The 20,210-nt window shown below is 43.6% G+C and carries 18 protein-coding genes; 10 read left to right on the top strand and 8 right to left on the bottom strand.

All coding sequences use genetic code 11. The annotated features are described in order from the left end of the window. Window positions 1–64 precede the first annotated feature (64 nt). Entirely contained in the window at window positions 65–952 is an 888-nt protein-coding gene (locus LDO37_RS24825) for a LysR family transcriptional regulator (RefSeq protein WP_185829900.1), read from the top strand. Between the two features lie 20 nt (window positions 953–972). Here LDO37_RS24825 and LDO37_RS24820 read toward each other — a convergent pair whose 3' ends face one another. The 8 genes from LDO37_RS24820 to LDO37_RS24785 form a co-directional block, all read right to left on the bottom strand. Further along, window positions 973–1,368, bottom strand: a complete 396-nt coding sequence (locus LDO37_RS24820; RefSeq protein ID WP_126609170.1) for a hypothetical protein — start codon at window positions 1,366–1,368, stop codon at window positions 973–975. An 85-nt stretch (window positions 1,369–1,453) separates the two neighbouring features. Beyond that, the gene (locus LDO37_RS24815; RefSeq protein WP_101110999.1) at window positions 1,454–1,825 is read right to left on the bottom strand and encodes a VOC family protein; all 372 of its coding nucleotides are present in this window, start codon (window positions 1,823–1,825) and stop codon (window positions 1,454–1,456) included. A 122-nt stretch (window positions 1,826–1,947) separates the two neighbouring features. Then, window positions 1,948–3,012, bottom strand: coding sequence for an acyltransferase family protein (locus LDO37_RS24810; protein ID WP_126609169.1), 1,065 nt, complete (start codon window positions 3,010–3,012; stop codon window positions 1,948–1,950). Further along, window positions 3,002–4,396, bottom strand: coding sequence for an O-antigen ligase family protein (locus LDO37_RS24805; protein WP_101111001.1), 1,395 nt, complete (start codon window positions 4,394–4,396; stop codon window positions 3,002–3,004). Before LDO37_RS24805 ends, LDO37_RS24810 begins: the two co-directional genes overlap by 11 nt. A gap of 269 nt (window positions 4,397–4,665) precedes the next feature. Further along, window positions 4,666–5,292, bottom strand: coding sequence for a YccT family protein (locus tag LDO37_RS24800; protein ID WP_126609168.1), 627 nt, complete (start codon window positions 5,290–5,292; stop codon window positions 4,666–4,668). A gap of 78 nt (window positions 5,293–5,370) precedes the next feature. Further along, window positions 5,371–6,528, bottom strand: coding sequence for a porin (locus LDO37_RS24795; protein ID WP_126609167.1), 1,158 nt, complete (start codon window positions 6,526–6,528; stop codon window positions 5,371–5,373). Between the two features lie 498 nt (window positions 6,529–7,026). Continuing rightward, window positions 7,027–7,755: a GIN domain-containing protein gene (locus tag LDO37_RS24790; protein WP_126609166.1), complete on the bottom strand. Its 729-nt coding sequence runs from the start codon at window positions 7,753–7,755 to the stop codon at window positions 7,027–7,029. 146 nt (window positions 7,756–7,901) lie between these two features. Continuing rightward, the gene (locus LDO37_RS24785) at window positions 7,902–8,627 is read right to left on the bottom strand and encodes a MipA/OmpV family protein (RefSeq protein ID WP_126609165.1); all 726 of its coding nucleotides are present in this window, start codon (window positions 8,625–8,627) and stop codon (window positions 7,902–7,904) included. A 252-nt stretch (window positions 8,628–8,879) separates the two neighbouring features. On the opposite strand from LDO37_RS24785, the gene LDO37_RS24780 reads away from it, so the two are divergent. The 9 genes from LDO37_RS24780 to LDO37_RS24740 all read left to right on the top strand — a co-directional run bounded on the left by LDO37_RS24780 (window position 8,880) and on the right by LDO37_RS24740 (window position 20,148). Then, window positions 8,880–9,524, top strand: coding sequence for a hypothetical protein (locus LDO37_RS24780; protein ID WP_126609164.1), 645 nt, complete (start codon window positions 8,880–8,882; stop codon window positions 9,522–9,524). Between the two features lie 9 nt (window positions 9,525–9,533). Next, window positions 9,534–10,217, top strand: a complete 684-nt coding sequence (locus tag LDO37_RS24775; RefSeq protein ID WP_126609163.1) for an ABC transporter ATP-binding protein — start codon at window positions 9,534–9,536, stop codon at window positions 10,215–10,217. After that, window positions 10,205–11,488, top strand: coding sequence for an ABC transporter permease (locus LDO37_RS24770; RefSeq protein WP_126609162.1), 1,284 nt, complete (start codon window positions 10,205–10,207; stop codon window positions 11,486–11,488). The genes LDO37_RS24775 and LDO37_RS24770 overlap by 13 nt, the downstream gene beginning before the upstream one ends. After that, complete coding sequence (locus LDO37_RS24765; RefSeq protein ID WP_126609161.1) at window positions 11,481–12,275, top strand: outer membrane lipoprotein-sorting protein; 795 nt, start codon at window positions 11,481–11,483, stop codon at window positions 12,273–12,275. The genes LDO37_RS24770 and LDO37_RS24765 overlap by 8 nt, the downstream gene beginning before the upstream one ends. 1 nt (window position 12,276) lies before the next feature. Further along, window positions 12,277–13,548, top strand: a complete 1,272-nt coding sequence (locus LDO37_RS24760) for a hypothetical protein (protein WP_126609160.1) — start codon at window positions 12,277–12,279, stop codon at window positions 13,546–13,548. Continuing rightward, window positions 13,548–14,600 carry a sensor histidine kinase gene (locus tag LDO37_RS24755; RefSeq protein ID WP_126609159.1) on the top strand — a complete coding sequence of 351 codons (1,053 nt, stop codon included), beginning with the start codon at window positions 13,548–13,550 and terminating at the stop codon, window positions 14,598–14,600. Before LDO37_RS24760 ends, LDO37_RS24755 begins: the two co-directional genes overlap by 1 nt. A 19-nt stretch (window positions 14,601–14,619) precedes the next feature. Next, entirely contained in the window at window positions 14,620–15,402 is a 783-nt protein-coding gene (locus tag LDO37_RS24750; RefSeq protein ID WP_126609158.1) for a LytR/AlgR family response regulator transcription factor, read from the top strand. Window positions 15,403–15,859: 457 nt separating this feature from the next. After that, entirely contained in the window at window positions 15,860–16,993 is a 1,134-nt protein-coding gene (locus LDO37_RS24745; protein WP_126609157.1) for an efflux RND transporter periplasmic adaptor subunit, read from the top strand. A 2-nt stretch (window positions 16,994–16,995) separates the two neighbouring features. Continuing rightward, the gene (locus LDO37_RS24740; protein ID WP_126609156.1) at window positions 16,996–20,148 is read left to right on the top strand and encodes an efflux RND transporter permease subunit; all 3,153 of its coding nucleotides are present in this window, start codon (window positions 16,996–16,998) and stop codon (window positions 20,146–20,148) included. Window positions 20,149–20,210 lie beyond the last annotated feature (62 nt).

Raw genomic sequence — 20,210 nt, 5'->3', positions numbered from 1 at the left:
GTGTTAACATCTCCATCTAATAACCAACCTTGATGGGGAAATCCCTTCAAATTGCAGGATGACTATGCATACGCTCGATCAGTTGAATGCCTTTGTTGAGGTATATGAAAATGGTTCGTACAGTGCGGCCGCAAAAAGACTTAAAAAAGACAGGACGACAATAAGAGAGCTGGTTAAAGCTTATGAAGATTGCTTAGGCTTGGAACTCTTTTCAATCGTTGGGCGAAAAGCGGTTCCTACTGAATATGCAGAAAAGTTGATCAATCAGGTCCGAATTGTAACGATTCAGAACCAATCATTAGTGCAGTACGGGCATTCTTTGTTTGAAAAGGGCATTGATGAACTGAAAATTGGCTATGAGTCCTGTTTTCCAGTGGATTTTATCGAAAAAATAGAAGCGCTATCTTTACTGCATTACCCCAATCTTCGCGTACATTGGATCGCCAGTAGTCGCGAAGAATGTTTGGACTTTCTGATGGCTGGTGAGATGGATTTTGCATTGTTATCGAGCAAAGGAATGGCTTATGCAGAAAAGCCAGTCCAGTTTACACATTTAGGTTATGTCCCATTTGGGCTATATGTGGGGAAAGACTCCAACTGGGCGTCAAAAAAGTTGATATCTATGGATGATATTCACAACAGTATTCAGTATCAGCTAGAAGAACGAGGCAACGATAGCATCATTAAATCATTTGCTAACCACACAAGAAAAATTAATGATTTCAGCTTACTGCTTACTTTTCTACGCACAAATGGTTGGGCATATTTGCCACAACATAGAACTCGATATTGGGTCGAAAAAGGGGAGTTAATCAAAAAAGAAAGCGCTTTGCTTGCCAAAGACTACAAAATACCATTCAGTGTTTTTAGTCGTGTGGGGAATGAAAATTTGCCTATACACTCCACGGTCAACCGCTGGTTTTGCGAATATGCCTCAATGTATCTCGATTAGATTTTTTGGCAGCTTAAGTGTTAGGAGAATTTGCCATAAAGTTCGCTGATGCTCGACTCACAATAAGCCTTTATGTTTTTGCTGAATTCTACAACGGAATGGTCATCAAACGTTCGGGATACTGCTTTCTTCCCAATAAATCCAAGAAACCCTTTTTTAAGTATTACGTCGACAAACAACATACAGCGACCTTCACCAATGGGGACTAATTGGAAAAGAGCAGTTTGCTTGTCACTATTTGTAAACTCAATGAATACAGCGCCACCAGCGTGCTCTTCACTGGGTAATTCCCCTTCAGTATCCCACGGGTATTCAGCAATGATGGATGCGACGTGCTCTACGGTCGCATTTTCTGAGGAAAAATGAGAAGGCTCTTTGTTATCGCCTTCTCGGTATGAATAGTGAACAGAGATCATTACCGCTTCTACCTTGAGTGAATAGGGTATTCAAACTATTCCTAACGTTGCTTATTCTCAAGGAAAAGTAAGTGTTTTCGTGATGTTACACGTGTTGGTCTAAAAGAATCGGATTACCATCGGGATCTTCAAGCATGATACTAGCGGGTCCAGATGTCGATTCATCGGCAGTCATCGTTAATTCAATCCCTGCTTTTTTTAAGTGATTTTGAATGTCTCTCACGTCAGAAAATTCACTTAATGTACTGCAATCTTGTTTCCAGCCTGGGTTGAATGTCAGCATGTTTTTCTCAAACATCCCCTGAAATAGCCCAATTTTATGATCGCCATTAGATAGAATTAACCAGTTTTCAGATTCATTTCCCGCAAAAACTGAAAACCCGAGTGCTTGGTAAAATTGCTTTGATGCCTGAAGGTCTTTTACGTTCAAGCTGACAGAAAAAGCGCCCAATTCCATGGTGAACTCCTTATTGAATAAGTGCCGTCGTGAAGTATCTGTTGTTACGTCACTCTAGCGTAGTGCTATTCCTGCTTTAATCCCAACTGGGTTTAACATTTCTATGGCTATCCTCAATTTTGCTACGCTTTCGACTTATCAATAGAAATACCACGATGTGATGATCTGGATGATTGCCATTTTTTCCTCAACTGCAATCCAGGTCTTTCAATTAAGTAGTAAGAAATCAGTGCAAAACCAAATGCGAGTACAAGGTTAATTGGCCAAGTGGCATACCATGCTTGCGTCCAACTGTTGAGGAAAGGTTCTTGCCATAAGTAAAGTGAGTAACTGAGTGCACCAAGCCAAATTGCGGGTTTGCTATTTAATAGTTTGAAACTCAGACCTTGATTGAACTGGCTGTAGCGCAAAATCATTAATGCAGCACAGACATTGATGAACGTTTGTCCACCAATATAAAACCAGTTGGGCTGGATTTTGTACATCACACTTGGAATCAGAATCATGCAGACGGGCACGACAACAAACCACGCGGATGCAAAGTAGTTGGGTAATTTAAATCCACTTTCTTTTAGATAGGCTAATGCGCACCCCATAGCCAGCGCGTCAGCAATAGCTTGAAATTCACGCGTTAATGCCGAAGGTGAGCTTTCCAAACCAAAAAGCATCCATCCTCTTATACACGGCACAACAATAATCGTGGCAACAAGAAGGTATTTAGCATGGTGACGACCAAGTAGCGTAAGGAGTAATGGCCACAGCAAATAAAATTGCTCTTCTACCGCAAGAGACCATGTGTGATTGAGCCACCATTCGCGTTCATGGTGATAGTTCATCGTATACGTCACGGCATGGAATAGATCACCGGGCATGAGGGAAAGCCAGCCCAAATGCTCCGCGATAGCGATGCATAAAATATAAAAATAGAAAGCTGGGAAGAGGCGGAATACGCGTCTAATGAAGAACTGAGACAGGTTAATTCGGCTCGTTTTTTTAAGCTCATTTAAAAGTAAGGTAGTGATTAAAAAACCTGAAATTACGAAGAACACTTTTACCCCAAAGTTTCCCAAGCTTTGCAAAGGACCAAAAATAGTAGGGAAGTTAACTGTGCCGACCAAGTGGCCCAAGCATACCAACCCAATGGACGCGGCTCTAAGTCCGTCTAGCGACGGTATTCTATTGTCCATTTTGTGTCTCCTTACTTTGATTTATGTAATTGAAATTGGCGACAGTGAGTGCAAGTAATATGTATATAGGCCATGTGTACCCTTGAGTTAGGAAAGAGCCGGATACACAAAATGCAATGAGCCCAGCGAGCGTCCCTTCGCTCATTACGTAGGTGATTGGTGGATAATTATCAGGGTTTTCGCTGACCGTTCTGACCGAAGAAATGGATGTTTTAAACATGGTGACGATCATGGCAATGAACAGTACTAGCCCCAAAAAACCGGATTCAGCAAGAACGCCAAACCAAGAGCTATGGACGGCATGATTCATCCCATCCCAGTAACTGCTGTAGAAGAAATAGTTGTAGAGGTAATTATCGATTCCCACGCCTGTTAACGGGTTATCTACCGCCATTTTAAAAGCCGCTTCCCACGCATGAAGCCTGCCCATTGCGGATTCATCTATGCCTTCTTCAGCAGCGCCTCCAGACTTCCTTCCACTGATACCGGCCGCTAGGTACAACACCATCATGAGTACCGTGCCTCCCATTATCAGCAGTGATTTGGATTTCACTCTACGGTAAGCGAAGATGCCCACAACACTAGCCATTCCCAGCAGACCGCCTCGGCTTTGTGTGGCAATAATTGCCCAAACAATGAACACTGCTGATGCAATACCTAGCAATCTTTCTAACCGCGTCATTCCTGGGGCAAGGATTTGCGCTATCGCAAATGAGAATGGGAATAAAAGTACGAGCGACAGGTCATTCGGATCGCCCAGTACGGATTGAAAGCTTCGCCCTATTGTGACTCGGCTACCCTCGACAATTCCGATGCCTGCAAGCTTGTTCGAAATTGCCACGAAAGCAACAGCCAACCCAGCAAAACAAAACAGCCGGATGGCGAGCCTAAAGTGGCTAGGGTTGGTCAGGATCCACGTTAATACTGGCGTCATAATGGCGATTTTTACGTAAGTACTGGTGAAATAGTTGATAGACGCCGTTTTGTTACTCGCGAATACAATACCCATTGTGACCACCATGAAGAAGAGTGCTAGCCACATTAGCTCTTTGCACGGTTTGAATTGAATACTTCTTGAAATGGCAATGTGCCAAAAAAAAGTAAACAACGTCCCAAGCGAAAGTAGAAGCGGGATTCTGAAAGGCATGAGAAATGGGAACGCTTCGTGAAGACGAAAATACGAAAATACGATAAATAAAAGTGCCAGTAACACCGGGTAGTGAATGGTGAGAAGCAGAGCAAACGGTGCCACCGCCAAAGCAACTGGAATCGCGGGGTGGGGGACAAAGTACCAAAGCACCCCAATAGCCGCACATAAGGTCGTCAGTGCAATTGCTGAGCCTCTGTGTGTTTCAATTTCAGATGTCGGGTTAATTGGTGGCATGTGGTTTCCTTTGCGCTATATGCTTTAGATTGCAAAGGTGATGCCAATATATTGCTAACGTATTTCTTTGTTTTTAAACAAGTTTATGTCATTGCTTTTTGACTTCCTATTTTGAGAATCAAAGTAGTTATCAATTTATACGGTGTGTCTTCTTTCACATTTAATGTTCTGATGATGCTTTCGCATATTGGTAATTTTAGTTGCTACACCCCATTTGGAGTAGCTAGAGCTTTGCGGGTCTGCGGTCCCCACATTGTTTACTAGGCTCGCTACTTAAGGTTTTCCATTGCCCAGCTCATAAAGCGTCTCTGCTCCATTTCATTAAGGGACAAAAACCCAGATTTTACACTTGAAATAGTGTGAGTATCTTTTGAGCTTATGGAAGAACTTAAGGAAGAAATAGGTTCTGAGTGGCTAAGCACAGCTTCTCCTCGCCCATTCTCGTTGTATTTTTTGATTGAAGATTCGAAGTCTTGACGTGTTTGAAGCCCACCTATATGAACAGAGTCTAATTTAAAGCTGACTTGCTTACCCGTCGAGTCGGTAAGTTCAAATTGCGGGCTTTTCTCAAATTGACGAGCATCTTCTATGGTGCGGAATGTTTTATAGCTCAGGGAAAGTGAATCATTCGTTTCGAATAAAAGGATATAGGGTTGAGAGTAATATTTAGTTCGTCGCCCATCTTCTACAATAATTTGCCCAATTGTCACGACAAGCTGGTTAATACCAGAATCCAGCTCGACAGATGAGTCTGACTTTATCCAGTTACTCTCGACTTTCTGCCCGTTTAAGGTTCTAGGAGTCATCTCCTTACTGATTTCTATACGATGAGTAGAGGCGACTGTTGAGAAAGAGAAAAGCGCCAAGAGTAAAGTGAATGTATGTGTTATTCGCATAAGAAGCACCGGAAAAATAATATACAAAAACGGAGTAGGGCGAGTATAAACTCGCCCTGAAATTATGATTTAAATAGGTTAAAAGTAGTATTCAACACCAATGGAAACCTCGTTGAAAGAATCGGACTTCCAGCGATCGTATGTCATACCTGTATTGCCAGAATCGACAGTATTACCGCCCATTGTGACGTCGCGAGCACGTACGTAAAGCACTGCAGATGGGTCTACAAAGTACATTGCTTGAGCAGAGATAACGTCGTCTGAGCTGTCTTCCACTTTTTCACCATTGACTTCAAGTTCGAAGTTTTTGGTGTAGCCGACTTTAAACTGCCAGTCACCCGTGTTGTACATGAGCCCCGATGTCATTGCGTTTTGTTTCTCTTCACGGCCAGAATCAATGCCTTCGGTGACTTCAGCATCTTGGATTCGATATTGTGCAAAGAAGGAAATACCGTTTTCAAACCAGCCTTGTACGCCGACTAAATAAGTATTGTTGTCCCAAACACGGTTGAAGGTTTGTTTGGTACTCGGATCGTGTGCGCTAGTGTCTAACGTACCATCTTGGAAGCTTTCCGCTGTGTTTCGGTTTACTTCATATGCAGCATCAAATTGGAAAGGTCCGACTTTGTAATGCGCTGCTGCACCTTGCCACCAACCTTCATCGCTTCCAGTTGCGGCGGCTTTAGTTCTGCCGTACGCCACATCAAATGTCATTCCTCCCCATTCTGGTGAATCCCAACGAACGGTATTCGATGAGCGGTCTTGGAATTTTGCACCGCCTATCAAGCCACCCCAATCCCAAACATCACCCAAACCTGGGTTAGCACCTGGCCAGTCAACTACTTCGTAAAGTGGTGTTAATACACGACCAATTCGAACTTGACCAAACGACTCAAAATCTTCGAATCCGACAAAGGTATCCCTTTCACCAAAACCACCGTTTGATGTGTGATCAGAATAAGAAGGATCGACATAACCCCCTTCAATTTGCCAAATAAATTTAGGTCCAAGGTTTTGGAATTGTTTAGAACCTCTAAACCCAATTCGGCTCTCATTATTGGTTTGAAAGCCTGTTAGGCTCGGGGAATTTTCGTAGTCACGATAATGAGCTTGAACAGCAATAATGCCGTATACGTCGTACTTGGCATCGGTTTCTTCGGCGATGGTTGGAAAAGCGGTAAATGCAACACTGCTGACTGCCATTGCGATAAGGCTAGGTTTAAAAATCTTATTCATGTTAACTCCTAAAATACATAGCTTTTTGGTGTGCCAGCACTGATAGGCCGCTGGATACTCGCACACCGAAATCTTGGTTCGATTGAGTACGTGAATAAGCTTAATGAGAAATTTATTGTCGCGAATTTTTAGCGGAAATCGTTTTGAAGAGCGTCAAAATTTAGATTTTGGGATAAATATAAATTCTTAATTAACAATAGGATATGGTGGTTTTAGGAAGAAATATAAAAAGAAAAAAAGTGTTTATTGTTTGAACGGAACTTAACTCACTCCTGTTTGCGGTAGGGCTAAACATTGGCGGAATTCGTTACAGTTTTTTTAGAAATTTACGTGTTTTGAGGTATTTGATATAAAAAACATGATGTGCATCGCGTTGCTGTCGTCGTATGGACGGAACTTTTCTTTTCTGCATGTCGATTCTAGTACACAATAGGTTTAATGTAAAACCTATTGTGTACGTATATTTAGGATTATTCAAACTTAATTAATGGGTATAAATTAGCTGCAACCTGACTTAGAAACCGCTGCCCCCATCGCGGTTGATATATTTTGTTGTGTATCTTGCCCTATGTTCAGTAGCGTACCTGCTGCTTGTTCTCCGGATACATACTTAGCCCCACAGAGAAATGCGTTTACACCCATTGCGGCATCCACATTCGCTCGCTCTATTTGGAGATCCGATTCCTTTTCATTAAAATTCGCACCCATTGAAAATTCTGCATTTAAATATTGGACTTTGCCCTCTATTTTTACATCTGCACCCATGCTGGCGACGACATGTAGGTTTTTATCTGAGATTGCGCAGGGATGAGCTTGAAGTTGGCTACCCATGATCGCCTGAATATCATCAATTGGTTTGTTGGTGATAACACTGATATCAAGGTGTTTACTCGAAAATATACCGGGATCTTCACCATCATTAGAAATAGACAGTGTTCCGTTAGATTGGTCAATATCCAGATCATCGAGTACATCTTTATGACCTTTGGCAATAACCATTGGAGCGGAGCCACAAATCACAGATACGCTGACATCTTTAGCAACAGAAAGGGAGTGAAAATCGTCGACTGGAAAGGCGCGTTCTTCATCTGCCAGCGCAGAGTCGGCGACAATCAGTGAAATGATAGCGATGGTGAACAGTAGCGCATTTACCCCTTTTACAGGAGAGAACACATTAGTAGAGGAAAGTACTTTGCTTAGAGAGAACCTTTTAGACACTGAAGACATAATCAAATCCATTCAAATCAAATTAAAAAGCACACAAAATTGAATATAACTATTTCAATATGCGTGCCATTTTTAACTTATTGATTTATATAGACTGCTATGATCAGTCAGGTGAAATTAACTAACATTAATAGTTAAATTCGCCATTATTTCCCAGCAAACTTGTACGTCAGACCCAGTTCAAAAGACCAACCGAAGCTACGTTGAACAATTGGGCTATCATCATCGTGGCTTTCCATCCGAGCTTTACTGATGATCACTAGCTTTTTAGAAAAATCGTACAAGCCAATTACACCAGCCTGATACACATAGCTGCTTGAAGCGTCGTACTTCATCAATCCGGAAGCACTTGATTCTGAAGCGCTTACACCATATAGGTGCTGAGACAATTTTCTGTCTCTCCAGTCCAGTTCTACATAAGGTGTTAACGTGAAGCGACGCATCGGGGTATCGAATGTTTTACCAAGGTGAACCTGAATCTCTTTTCCTCCGTGCACAGACATCACGTCTTGCAAGTAGGTGATCCGGGCACCCGGAGTTCCAAGTGTAATACCCAGTTCCAAGTTGCCATCTCGTTCATCGATTCCATTCGGAATTGTGTCGAATGTGTTGGATACTTGCGCGAATCGCCAATTTCCTGAAATGCCTACGTACGGCAAGAGGTTATAATTTGCCAGGCTGCCATCAATAAATCCGCGATTACCGTAATAAAACAGATTGGGTGTTACACCAAACTGCGCTGAATCTTCTGTTGAATAGATCGACTGCCCAAACGTTCCGCTTGCGCCAATAATTCCATATTCCTCAACTGGTTCCATTGCTAATGCTGAACCAGATACCAATGCTAATGAGAGTGCGACAATATTTTTCATAATTTACATCCATGACCTTTTAACAGGCATATAGAACCGTTTTTTGCCCATTTTCTTTCACAAGCGGCAAATAAATAGTGTGTCCGGTTAACGTTAAGCAAAAAAAATGCCTAGATTTCTAAAATTTACACAAATATTGAGTATAGGCAGAAAAACCATTCACTCCTCATATCGACCGTTTGTCGCATTCAACAGAACCGAGCGTCCATGAGCAATAGAGTAGCTTTACCAACTACAGAATGGATATCGGTTATGAAAGTCTTAAAAAATGCACTCGTTATTTCGTCACTTCTTTTTGCTGGAATGTCGCAAGTTGTCGCTAACCCATCCAACGAGTTAATTAATGAATATAATCAAGCCGCGCAAGGCGATACGGACAAAGTCGAACTGGTTTATAAACAGTTAAACCAATTGATCCAAAACGAAGGTGCCAAACCTCTAAGCCTTGTTTACCTAGGCAGTACACAAACCTTGCAAGGACGCGATGCCTGGATGCCTTGGAACAAAATGAAATATGTGGAGCAAGGCCTAGTTACGATAGATAAAGGATTAAGTTTAATCGCTTCGCAATCTATCCCGTTAGAATCACAGCCGGTTATACAAGGTCTGCCAGACACGTATTTGGCACGAGCATTGTCTGCTGCAACCTATAGCCAACTCCCTGATATGTTTAATCACTTCGATCGTGGCTACGATTTGTTTATTGACTTACTTGGTGAATCGCAATTTCAGCAAGCCCCTTTTGAAGCCACGTCTTGGATCTACACCTTTGCCATTGAGACCGCCATTCGCGCTGAAGATATCGACCGCGCCAATGCATGGTTGGCGCTGATGAAAGAGAAAAATGCTTCTCACCCCGAAACCCAAAAAGCCCAATCTCTGTTAGAGAAGGTGTAAGGGGGAAATATGATTAGTTTCCATCATATAAAGAAGAACTACCAACTTGGAATGATCGATGTTCCAGCGTTGAAAGGCGCGACGGGTAACATTCGCAAAGGTGAAATGCTCGCGCTTTGTGGTCCTTCTGGTTCTGGTAAAAGCACACTGCTCAATATTTTAGGTTTGCTTGATACCGATTACTCCGGCGAAATCGAGTTTGGCGGTGAACCGATGCCAAAAGAGCCTCAAGAAGCGGCGCGTATTCGCCGCTTTGAAATGGGGTTTATATTTCAGCGCTTTAATTTGGTGCCAGTGATGACCGCACTAGAAAACGTCATGTACCCACTAAGGCTGGTGGGGTATTCCAAACGCGAACAACATGAACTTGCGGAAGGCATATTAGAAAAAGTTGGGTTGGCAGAGTTTATTCATCATAGACCCGATCATTTGTCGGGCGGACAACAACAGCGTGTCGCTATCGCCCGCGCGTTAGTGAACAAACCCAAGCTCGTTATTGCGGACGAACCGACAGCCAGCTTAGACAGCGAAAGCGCAACGTTGGTGATTGATATCATGAAATCTTTAGGTCAAGAGTTTGGCACCACTTTTGTTATCGCGACGCACGATCAAAGAATGGCGGATCGTTGTGACAGAACGATTGCTCTCTTTGATGGGCATATCCAAGAGGAGGCGCTCAAATGGGTAAGCTAACCACATCCCTTTCAGCATGGAGTGTATTCGAAGGGCTCCGCCATGCGGTTTTAAACCTTCGTCGAAATGGTCGCCGAAGTGCACTGTCCGTTTTTATTGTGGCTATCGCGGTTTTCGCTATGGTGAGCGCAGGTGGGTTCGGTCTTTTTACTTATCAGTCACTCAAAGAGTCTACCGCTAGGGACACTGGGCATTTAACACTCAGCCAGCCAGGTTTTTTTGAAGAAGATGAAGAAATGCCGCTCTCCAATGGGCTATCCAATACTCAGGCACTTGTTGGAAAGATAATGTCCTTGGATGAGGTGCGATCGGTGCAACCCCGAATTTACTTTACGGGTTTGATTTCCAATGGAAACAAGTCAACCATCTTTGTTGGTAATGGCGTTAATGAGAAAGAATTCGACCTAAAAGGGCCTTTTCTCGATGTTCGACAGGGGAGAACACTGTCTAGCCCTCGTTCGAGTCGATATAACCCTGAAGAGCCTCAAATAATGCTGGCCTATGAATTGGCTCGAAACCTCAAAGTAGAAGTTGGCGACTGGGTGACTCTTCTTGCTACCACAAGTGATGGCGCGCTTAATGCTCTGGATTTTATGGTTCGCGGTATCTATTCAACAGGTATACCAGAATTAGACAAGCGCCAGCTATATCTTCATATCAATTCTGCTCAAGAGCTTTTGGTGTCTGAAAAGATAAGCACTTTATCGGTTTTTCTTTTTGAAACAGAGCAAACCTCATCGGTGCAAGCACAGGTGCAATCCTTGATAGATAACACGTCTTCCGAGCAAGCCTACCAATTGACTCCTTGGCAAGAACGCGCTTTCTTCTACAAGAAAGTCAAAGACTTGTACGACCGCATATTTGGCATCATGGGATTGGTGATGGGTTTAGTTGTCTTCGTGTCTCTGTTCAACACCATGACAATGTCGGTGACTGAAAGAACACGTGAAATCGGCACGTTATCCGCTCTTGGGACGTATTCTAGCGAAATTATCTCTGGCTTCATAAAAGAAGCTGGGCTGCTGGCGCTCTTTGGAAGCATTTTAGGAGTGATTGGCAGTATTGGTGTTTGGTTATTGCTGCTAGTTGTCGATATCGATATGCCACCACCTCCGGGTCACAGTGAAGGTTATCCGCTGCAAATCAATTTCTCCCCAGAACTAGCTGCGTATTCGACTCTTGGCGTCATGATCATTTGCATCATTGCTGCTTATCTTTCTGCTCGTAAGGGCGCAAACAAACCTATTACAGAGGCTTTGGCGTATGTTTAAGTTTATTTCCAGAATCGTATTACTTGTCATGATGAGCGGGGCTGGGTTGGTACTGACGATTGGCCAAGTACACGCAACTGTCGATGTCGCAACGCTTGACGTAAATGCAATACTCAAAAAGGCGGATGAATATCGCATGGAAGACGAGTCCTCTAAAGTCGTGTCTGTTGTACATCTTTTCAAAAACAATGAAAGAGAAAAAACGCACCAATACCACGTCTACACACGCCCTCAAAGGCAGTCTCTCGTGATTTTTAAATCTAAGGTAGAGGCAGGACAAAAAATGTTAATGCTGGAAGATAACTATTGGCTGGTGATGCCAAAGAGTCGCCGCCCTATTCGAATTACACCTATGCAAAAACTACTGGGAGAAGCGTCTGTCGGTGATATATCAACCCTGACATGGAGTGACGACTACGAAGGGGTGTTTGAGCAAATCGAAAGTGTGACCAAACCCGATGGTAGTGAAATAGAAGGCAATAAACTGCTTTTGACCGCAAAAACAAAAGGAGCAAGCTACCACACCATAGAACTTTGGCTTGCACCCGAAACAGACTTTCCAATTAAAGCCAATTTGATTTTGAAGTCTGGAAAGATCGCCAAAGAAGCTTGGTTTACTAAAGGTGAACGTAATGGGGGGAGAGCTGTTGTCGCTATGACTTTACTGGATAAGATTCAGCCAAACCAAAAAACCCAGATAGAATATAAAGAAATCTCACCGTTTGAGCTGGAAGAAAAATATTACAACCCGTCGTATTTAGTGCGAAATAGTGTGTCGGAGCTGTAACGTGACTCGCTTAAATATCGTCTCGATCGCTTTTTTGCTATCCGGTTCTTTGAACGCGTCCGAGCTTAGTGCAAATTGGGATTGGACAGTGAGTGCGGACTCCATTTTGCCAAGATCAAACTCTCCACTCTTTTCAAGTGGTGAAATCAAAGCACAAAGCGTAGATGCCTTACTGGAACTGGAGTTAAGTGGATTTTCTGTCTCTGGGACATTCGCGTTACTAGCAGATGACCTTTACCAGTCAAAAAATGGTGAAAACAATGAAAATCAAATCATTGTACGTGAGCTTTTTTGGCAAGGAGAGTTGGGGCTGGGTAGTGAATACTGGGATTTTACAGTTGGGAAAATTCGGCAAGATTACGGTGTGGCTTATGGCTACCGCCCATTAGATGTATTTAATCCTTATCGTCGCAACCCTGTTGGTATTCAGGTTGAGGAAGGAGTGGGGCTATTTAGCCTTTCTCACTATGGAGCGAAAGGAGAATGGACACTTCTTGCGACGACTTCCTCGATTATCCAGCAAGAAGGGAGCGAGTTGCAGGAAGCGTCTGAACAAAATGGTCTAGGAGTTCGCTATTACGGTTTAGAAGGTGATAGCGAGTATCAGTTACTCGCTTATTGTGACAATGTGCGCCAAGGTCTGGTTGGTGGCAGTTGGGTGACGGTATTTGGACACGAATGGGCATGGCATTCTTCGGCAGTTATTCAACGTAAACACATGACATACGTACAGCCAGAGACACTCTTTTCACCCGTAGAAATTGGAAAGGAAGACGTTGCTTATCAAGCGTTAACAGGGGTCACCTGGAGTAGTTATTCAGGTCATAGTGTGATTGCAGAGTATTGGTTCGACAGCCGAGCATGGGGTGATGATGAATGGAAAAATGCATTCGAAAGCGCCACCTCTTTGCGAAACGACTATCACCAAGATGGGTTAGCCAATTCCTATGCTTTTGGGCTTTCGGGTGCAAACTTGGTCCAACATAACATGATGCTTCACTGGACATTGGATACCCAGAATTGGCAGGGCACAAATTGGGAAAGTGCGCCCTCGTGGTTTGAAAAGATCACACCTACCGTCGACGTCATTGTTGCACCGGAAGACGGAGGAGTAATAGCCACACCTAGAATTGGAATGGAGTGGTATGACGATGGTAATGCTCGTTTTGAGACGGAGCTTGCCGCACGTTTTTATGGTGGAAAATCAGGCTCAGTCTATAAAAATCTACAAACTAGCCGTATGATTTTGTTAAATTTTAAGGGAAAATTTTAATGGTTACAGAATTTGGTGTGCTCCGAAATGAGTGGGTTAAGAGCATCACTTTTACATCATTATTTTGTGTGATGATCGCTACCGTAACGTTTTACGTTTGGGACGCGCCTTACTATAAGCACTTATTGATCAGCCTTGGATACGGATACAGCGCTGTCCTTGGCGCAAGAATCATCACATTTATCACACCAGAACTTTCGCCAAGGATCGTAAATGTATTGTCGTTAATACTGTCTATGCTGGGTGGAAGTGTTAACGCGCATTATTGGGTGAGTGAGTATTCAAACTTTTCGACCTACGAGGACATGAAACCCATTGTTATGTTGGGTTTTATTTTCACGGCATTTTGTTTTTATTATTTCTACTCCTATGAGCAAAACATTCAGGCGAAACACGAACTTGAAAAAGCTCGTAGAATCCAAGCCGATCAAGAAAAAGCGCTTGTGTTAGGAGAGCTTAAGCAGCTTCAAAGTCAGATTGAGCCGCATTTCTTGTTCAATACATTAGCAAACATCAACGTTTTAATAGAAAGTGATCCCGAGCGAGCAAGAGAAATGCTTTCTCGTTTAACTGACTTGCTTCGCGCCACATTGCGGAAAAATAGAACACAATTTGTGCCGCTGGAACATGAATTGGATTTGCTTTCGGCGTATCTGGGCATTCAACAAATTAGGTTGGGTGAGCTTATGAGTTACACTGTCACAAAAGATGAATCAACCGAAGCGTTAATGGTGCCACCTTTTTTATTACAGCCACTTGTAGAGAATGCTGTTGTACACGGGTTGGAACCCAGCATGAACCGTGGGCATATTAATGTGAATGTTACGCAAAATCAGTTTGATATTATTCTTGAAGTCAGTGATAACGGGGTAGGGTTAGTCAGCAATAATGCATCAGGTGGCCATGGAATTGGGTTGCAAAACATTCGTGCTCGTTTGAAAACACTGCTTGGCGAAGATGCGAAACTTGCTGTTATACAGAATGATACCCATGGTGTGACGTCTCGAGTCACCATTAACAAATTGGCACTGGAAGTGCTCCTTAAAACTTAGTTTGGTGTAAGGACATAGAATGGTAAAACAAGTAAAAGCCCTAATTGCCGATGATGAACCACTGTTGCTTCATCATCTTCAAAGAATGCTGTCCGACGTTTGGCTAGAGCTTGATGTAGTTGCGAAAGTTCAGGATGGTAAAAGCGCGCTTGGAGCCATACTGGAGCACGACCCAGATGTGGTTTTTTTGGATATTCGAATGCCAGAGCTTGATGGGATATCGTTGGCAGCCAAGCTCAACAAATTGCTGCGACCACCCCTTATTGTGTTCACAACAGCGTACGATGAATATGCCGTTAAGGCTTTTGATCTAAGTGCCGCAGACTACTTGCTAAAACCTTTAAATGAAGAGCGGTTACTCAAAGCCTGCCAAAAAGTGCAAGCAAAACTTGAACAAAGCCAGTCTTCGCAACCCGATTTACACTCCTTATTCGAACAACTCAAAGAGCAATCGAACCCCACACAAAATTATCTCCATTGGATAAGAGCGTCATTGGGAGATGAGATCCACCTCGTATCTATTGATGATGTTGCGTACTTTAAGTCGGAAGATAAATACGTTTCTGTATATTGTAGAAAGGAAGATGATGGGTTTGATGAATATGTCATTCGGATGTCACTCAAGGAGTTACTCGATCAGCTGGATCCGAATCGTTTTTGGCAAATACACCGTTCAACAATCATTTCAGTGCCAGCGATAGATAAGGTGAAGAAAGATCTTGCTGGGAGAATGTTTGCTAAAATCGGTCGTTGTGAACTTCCTGTAAGTCGCGCCTCTCAGCATTTGTTCAAAGGAATGTAGTCTCACTTTTTAGGGATATCTATGCTGATAGTCTCTCTCAATACATAGCAAAGCTTTGGCTGGCAGAGGTTGAGGCAAACTGAGTTTATTCCAATATCTATCCAATTTCCTCCTAAATACGCGAGTGGAGTAACCCCCTTTAGCTGTTTGTTATTCCCTACGTAAATCTTCTATCTTTATACATTAATATTTCAAATCGTTTTATGTAATACTACTGTTTAGGTAGTATTAGTAATCATTGGCTTGCGATGATTTTATTTTGCAATAATTTGACACATTATTACGTGAATTATTTGAAGCAATCTAACAAAATAAAGTGTCATCATAGAGTGAGAATACGTGCTTTTCTGCCCAAAGGTGGGCAGTGAGAATCACAGAGCCAAACGGTTTAGGTTTAAGAATCATCTTGAAAGGTCAACAGACCCTAATAATCTGCATTTCAAAAATTGGTAAATACATGAAAAAGAAATTACTTAGCTTGGCAATAGTCAGCTCATTAATCTTGGTTGGATGTGGTGAAGCAGAAAATGGAAATCAACAAGCCGCTGCGCCAAATGTCGTCGTAGTGGAATCAACCACAATAATGCACCAGCAAAGTAAGACGTATGTAGGGAGAGTTGAAGCAGTAGAAGATGCGAGCATCAGCGCTCAAGTCTCCGGTTATCTAAAAGAACGTTTGTTTATTGAAGGGCAGTTTGTCGAAAAAGGGGACGTGTTGTACCAAATTGACCCTTTGTCGTTCGAAGCTCAGGTTGCGACAGCAAAAGCCTCTTTATCTCAAGCAAACGCTGCGCTTAAAAAAGCGGAACTGGACTTTAAACGAGGTAAGAACCTTCTTCCTAAAGGGAACATTTCACAGTCAGAATTCGATTCATTGACCTCAACAAAGCTTGGCGCTGAGGCGCAAGTGGAGGCGGCAGAAGCACAATTAAAATTGGCTAACGTGAACTTATCTCACTCCCAAATTGTTGCGCCATTCTCGGGAAGAATCAGCAGTAGCAACGTTAGCATCGGTGACCTCGTATCTCCATCTTCTGGTCCCCTTACTACGATTGTTAGCCTTGATCCTATTCATACCAGCTTTAACGTCAGTGAGCGCGAACGTTTAGATTTTGGAATGGACAAAGTGAGCGGCGATGGGGCTGGCGCAGCCAACGCGTTAGACGTGCTGATTGAACTTGAGAACGGTGATGTTTACGAACACAAAGGGAAGCTCGATTTTATCGGTAACCGCATCAACCTAAATACGGGAACCATTTCTCTTCGAGCGAGTGTGAATAACCCAGAACACGCCTTGTTACCAGGTCAACACGTTCGAGTTGCGATTCAAGAACAAAGTGCTGAAGAAGTTATCGTTATCCCGAGAAAATCTGTGCAAACGGATCTTGAAGGTAACTTCATTATGATTATCACAGAAGGAAACATCGCCGAACGCCGAAATATTGAAATGGGTCGTCAGACGGCTGAAGGCGTCATTGTTACCAAAGGCTTAGCGAAAGATGAGCGTGTGATAACACAAGGCTTGCAACGTGTCAGAAATGGAATGCCTGTCAATGTAACAAACTCAGATACCGCTAACACTGGAGCCTAACTATGCTTAGTCGCTTTTTTATCCAGCGCCCGAAGTTTGCACTGGTTATTTCCATTATTCTGACACTGGCTGGGGCGATGTCTCTTCTGGTACTGCCTGTTTCGGAATACCCTGAAATTAGCCCACCATCTGTGAATGTCACGGCTTATTACACCGGTGCCAGTGCTGAAGTAGTGGAGCAGGCTATCGCCGATCCGATAGAAACGTCGGTCAATGGTGTGGAAGATATGATTTACATGTCTTCCAAAAGTGCGAACGACGGTTCGTATTCTTTAAACGTGACTTTCGATATTGGTACTGATCCCGATATGGCACAGGTGAATGTGCAAAACCGAGTGACCCAAATCGAGTCAAAATTACCCCCAGAAGTACGAATGGTTGGGGTAACGGTGAAGAAAAATTCGCCTGATCTTCTTATGGTGCTGAATTTCTTTTCTCCTGAAGATAAGTACGACGACCAGTTTTTGATTAACTACATCAACCTGAATGTGAAAGACCAGCTTGCTCGAGTAAAAGGCATCAGTAATGTGAGCGTAATTGGCGGCGGTGAATATGCAATGCGCGTATGGCTCGACCCTGAAAAACTCGCAAGCTTAGGTATGACGACTTCTGATGTGCATGCCGCTTTAGCTGAACAGAACGTGCAAGTTGCTGCCGGTAATATTGGTGCTGCGCCATATGCCAACCCTCAGGACGTGCAGTTTAACTTGGTTACTAAAGGGCGGTTGGAAACGGTAGAAGAGTTTGAAAGTGTCATGCTTCGTGCGAATCCTGATGGTTCCGCTGTGTACTTGAAAGACGTTGCAAGAGTGGAACTTGGCAAAAACTTCTACAACGGAACCGGATTATTCCGCGGGCACGATGCATCAATCGTTGTCCTAAGCTTGCAATCGGGCGCTAATGCTTTGGAAAGCGGCGGTTTGGTCATGGATCGTTTAGGGGAGTTATCAGGAACCTTCCCAGAAGGTATGGCTTATGAAACCAGCTATGACACAACGCTGTTTGTTGAAGAGTCGATAAAAGGGGTCGTTAAAACCTTAATCGAAGCCATTCTACTGGTTATTGCCGTCACTTATCTGTTCCTTGGCAGTGCACGCGCGACGTTAATTCCGGTTATTGCGATTCCAGTATCACTTATCGGTACATTTGCCATAATGTTGGCGACAGGCTTCACGATTAATACCGTGACGTTATTCGGTTTGATTTTGGCGATTGGTATCGTTGTAGATGACGCCATTTTGGTCATCGAAAATGTCGATACGATCATGAAGCGCGATCCAAGCTTATCGCCTAAGCAAGCAACCTTAAGAGCAATGAAAGAGGTAACAGGTCCAATCGTTACATCAACATTGGTTCTTTTAGCTGTATTTATCCCCGTAGCGATGCTTCCTGGTATCACGGGTATCATGTATCGCCAATTTGCCCTGACCATTTGTATTTCAGTTGTAATTTCCTCCATTAACGCACTGACGCTGTCACCAGCAGTGTGTTCGTTGGTATTGAAACAGGGAGGCGGTAATACGGCAAAATGGTTTGAAGCATTCAATCGCGGCTTAGACAAGATCACCCAGCAATACGGAAACGCAGCTGGCTTTTTAGTTAAAAAAGCGATTCTAGCATTGGTGTTCTTTGGCGTAGCGGTGGGGGCGGTTTCTTACCTCGCGAAAACAACGTCGACTGCGTTTGTACCTCAAGAAGACAAAGGCATTATGTTGGTTAACGTTCAGCTTCCTGATTCTGCTTCATTGTCTCGAACCGAAGCGGCAACAGAAAAACTGATGGACCTAATCAATCAAGAGCCGAGTATTGAAGGTGTAACGGTAGCAAATGGTTATGCATTCCTTACGGGAGCCGCCGCTTCAAACGGTGCATCGCTGTTTGTTAAGTTAAAAGATTGGAACCAAAGAAACAGTATGGAAGGGGATCATTCTTCCTTTGCTGTGACTGCACGGATTAATGCTCGTGCCGCACAAGAAATTCCGGAAGCCGTTGTGTTTGCTATGGGGGCGCCTGCCGTACCGGGTATGGGAGCAGGATCGGGTTTCGAATTTGTGTTGGAAGATGCGCTAGGTCGAGATCGCAGTGACTTGGCTCAGGTTATGGGTGAGGTGATGGCAAAAGCCAACGCGCAGCCTGAAATTCTTTATACCTACAGTACATTCCGTGCAAACGTTCCGCACTACTATCTCGATATCGATCGTCAAAAAGCGAAGCAACTCGGAATCCCTTTAGGCGAGATTTTCCAAACATTGCAAGGGAACTTGGGTTCGATCTACGTCAATGATTTTACCATGTTTGGTAAAAACTTCCGCGTCACCATGCAAGCCGACGCGGAGCACCGTACTGACATGGAAGATCTCGGTCGTTTTCATGTTCGCAGCCAAAAAGGCGAAATGATTCCACTGAGCACTTTAGTCACCTATGAGCAAGTGTTTGAGCCAGATGTAGCATGGCGTTACAACATGTACCGTTCTGCGGTTATCCAAGGGGAAGCGGCACCAGGGTATTCAAGCGGTGACGCGATTGCGGCAATGGAGCGTGTTGCGGCTGAGGTGTTGCCTCATGGTTACCAATACGAATGGACAGGTTTGGCGTATCAAGAAAAGTTAGCGGGTAATCAGGCGATTTATGCTTTCGCCCTTGCGCTGATTTTTATCTACCTGTTTATGGTTGCTCAGTACGAAAGCTGGACGATCCCACTGGCGATCATCTTGGTGGTTCCGGTTGCAACCTTAGGTTCTTTCATTGCACTGAATCTAACGGGTATACCGCTTAACTTATACGCACAGATAGGTTTGGTTCTGCTTATTGCGCTCGCCGCCAAGAACGCCATTTTGATTGTGGAGTTCGCGAAATTAGAGCGGGAAAATAAAGAAGTCGCGATTGAAAAAGCAGCCGTTAAAGGCGGTGAGCTGCGTTTCCGCGCGGTTAACATGACGTCTTGGTCGTTCATACTGGGTATCACACCACTAATTTTTGCATCCGGAGCGGGGTACATTAGTCAAAACTCATTGGGTGTCTCTTTGGTGGGCGGTCTACTTTGTGTGCTTCTTGCGGGTACGTTCTTGATTCCAAGCTTCTACGCAATGGTGCAGAGAAAACGCGAGAAGTTCCACGGCGGCAGTACTAAGCTGGTGGAGCTAAAAGACGAGTAGCACGGAAAATTACTGATTCATAAAATCCAATACCCCAGACGTAATCTGGGGTATTTTTTTAC

Source organism: Vibrio penaeicida (genome assembly GCF_019977755.1).
Lineage (GTDB): Bacteria > Pseudomonadota > Gammaproteobacteria > Enterobacterales > Vibrionaceae > Vibrio > Vibrio penaeicida.
The sequence above is the reverse complement of the archived record's forward strand: the minus strand, read 5'-3'. Positions and strand labels throughout refer to the sequence as shown.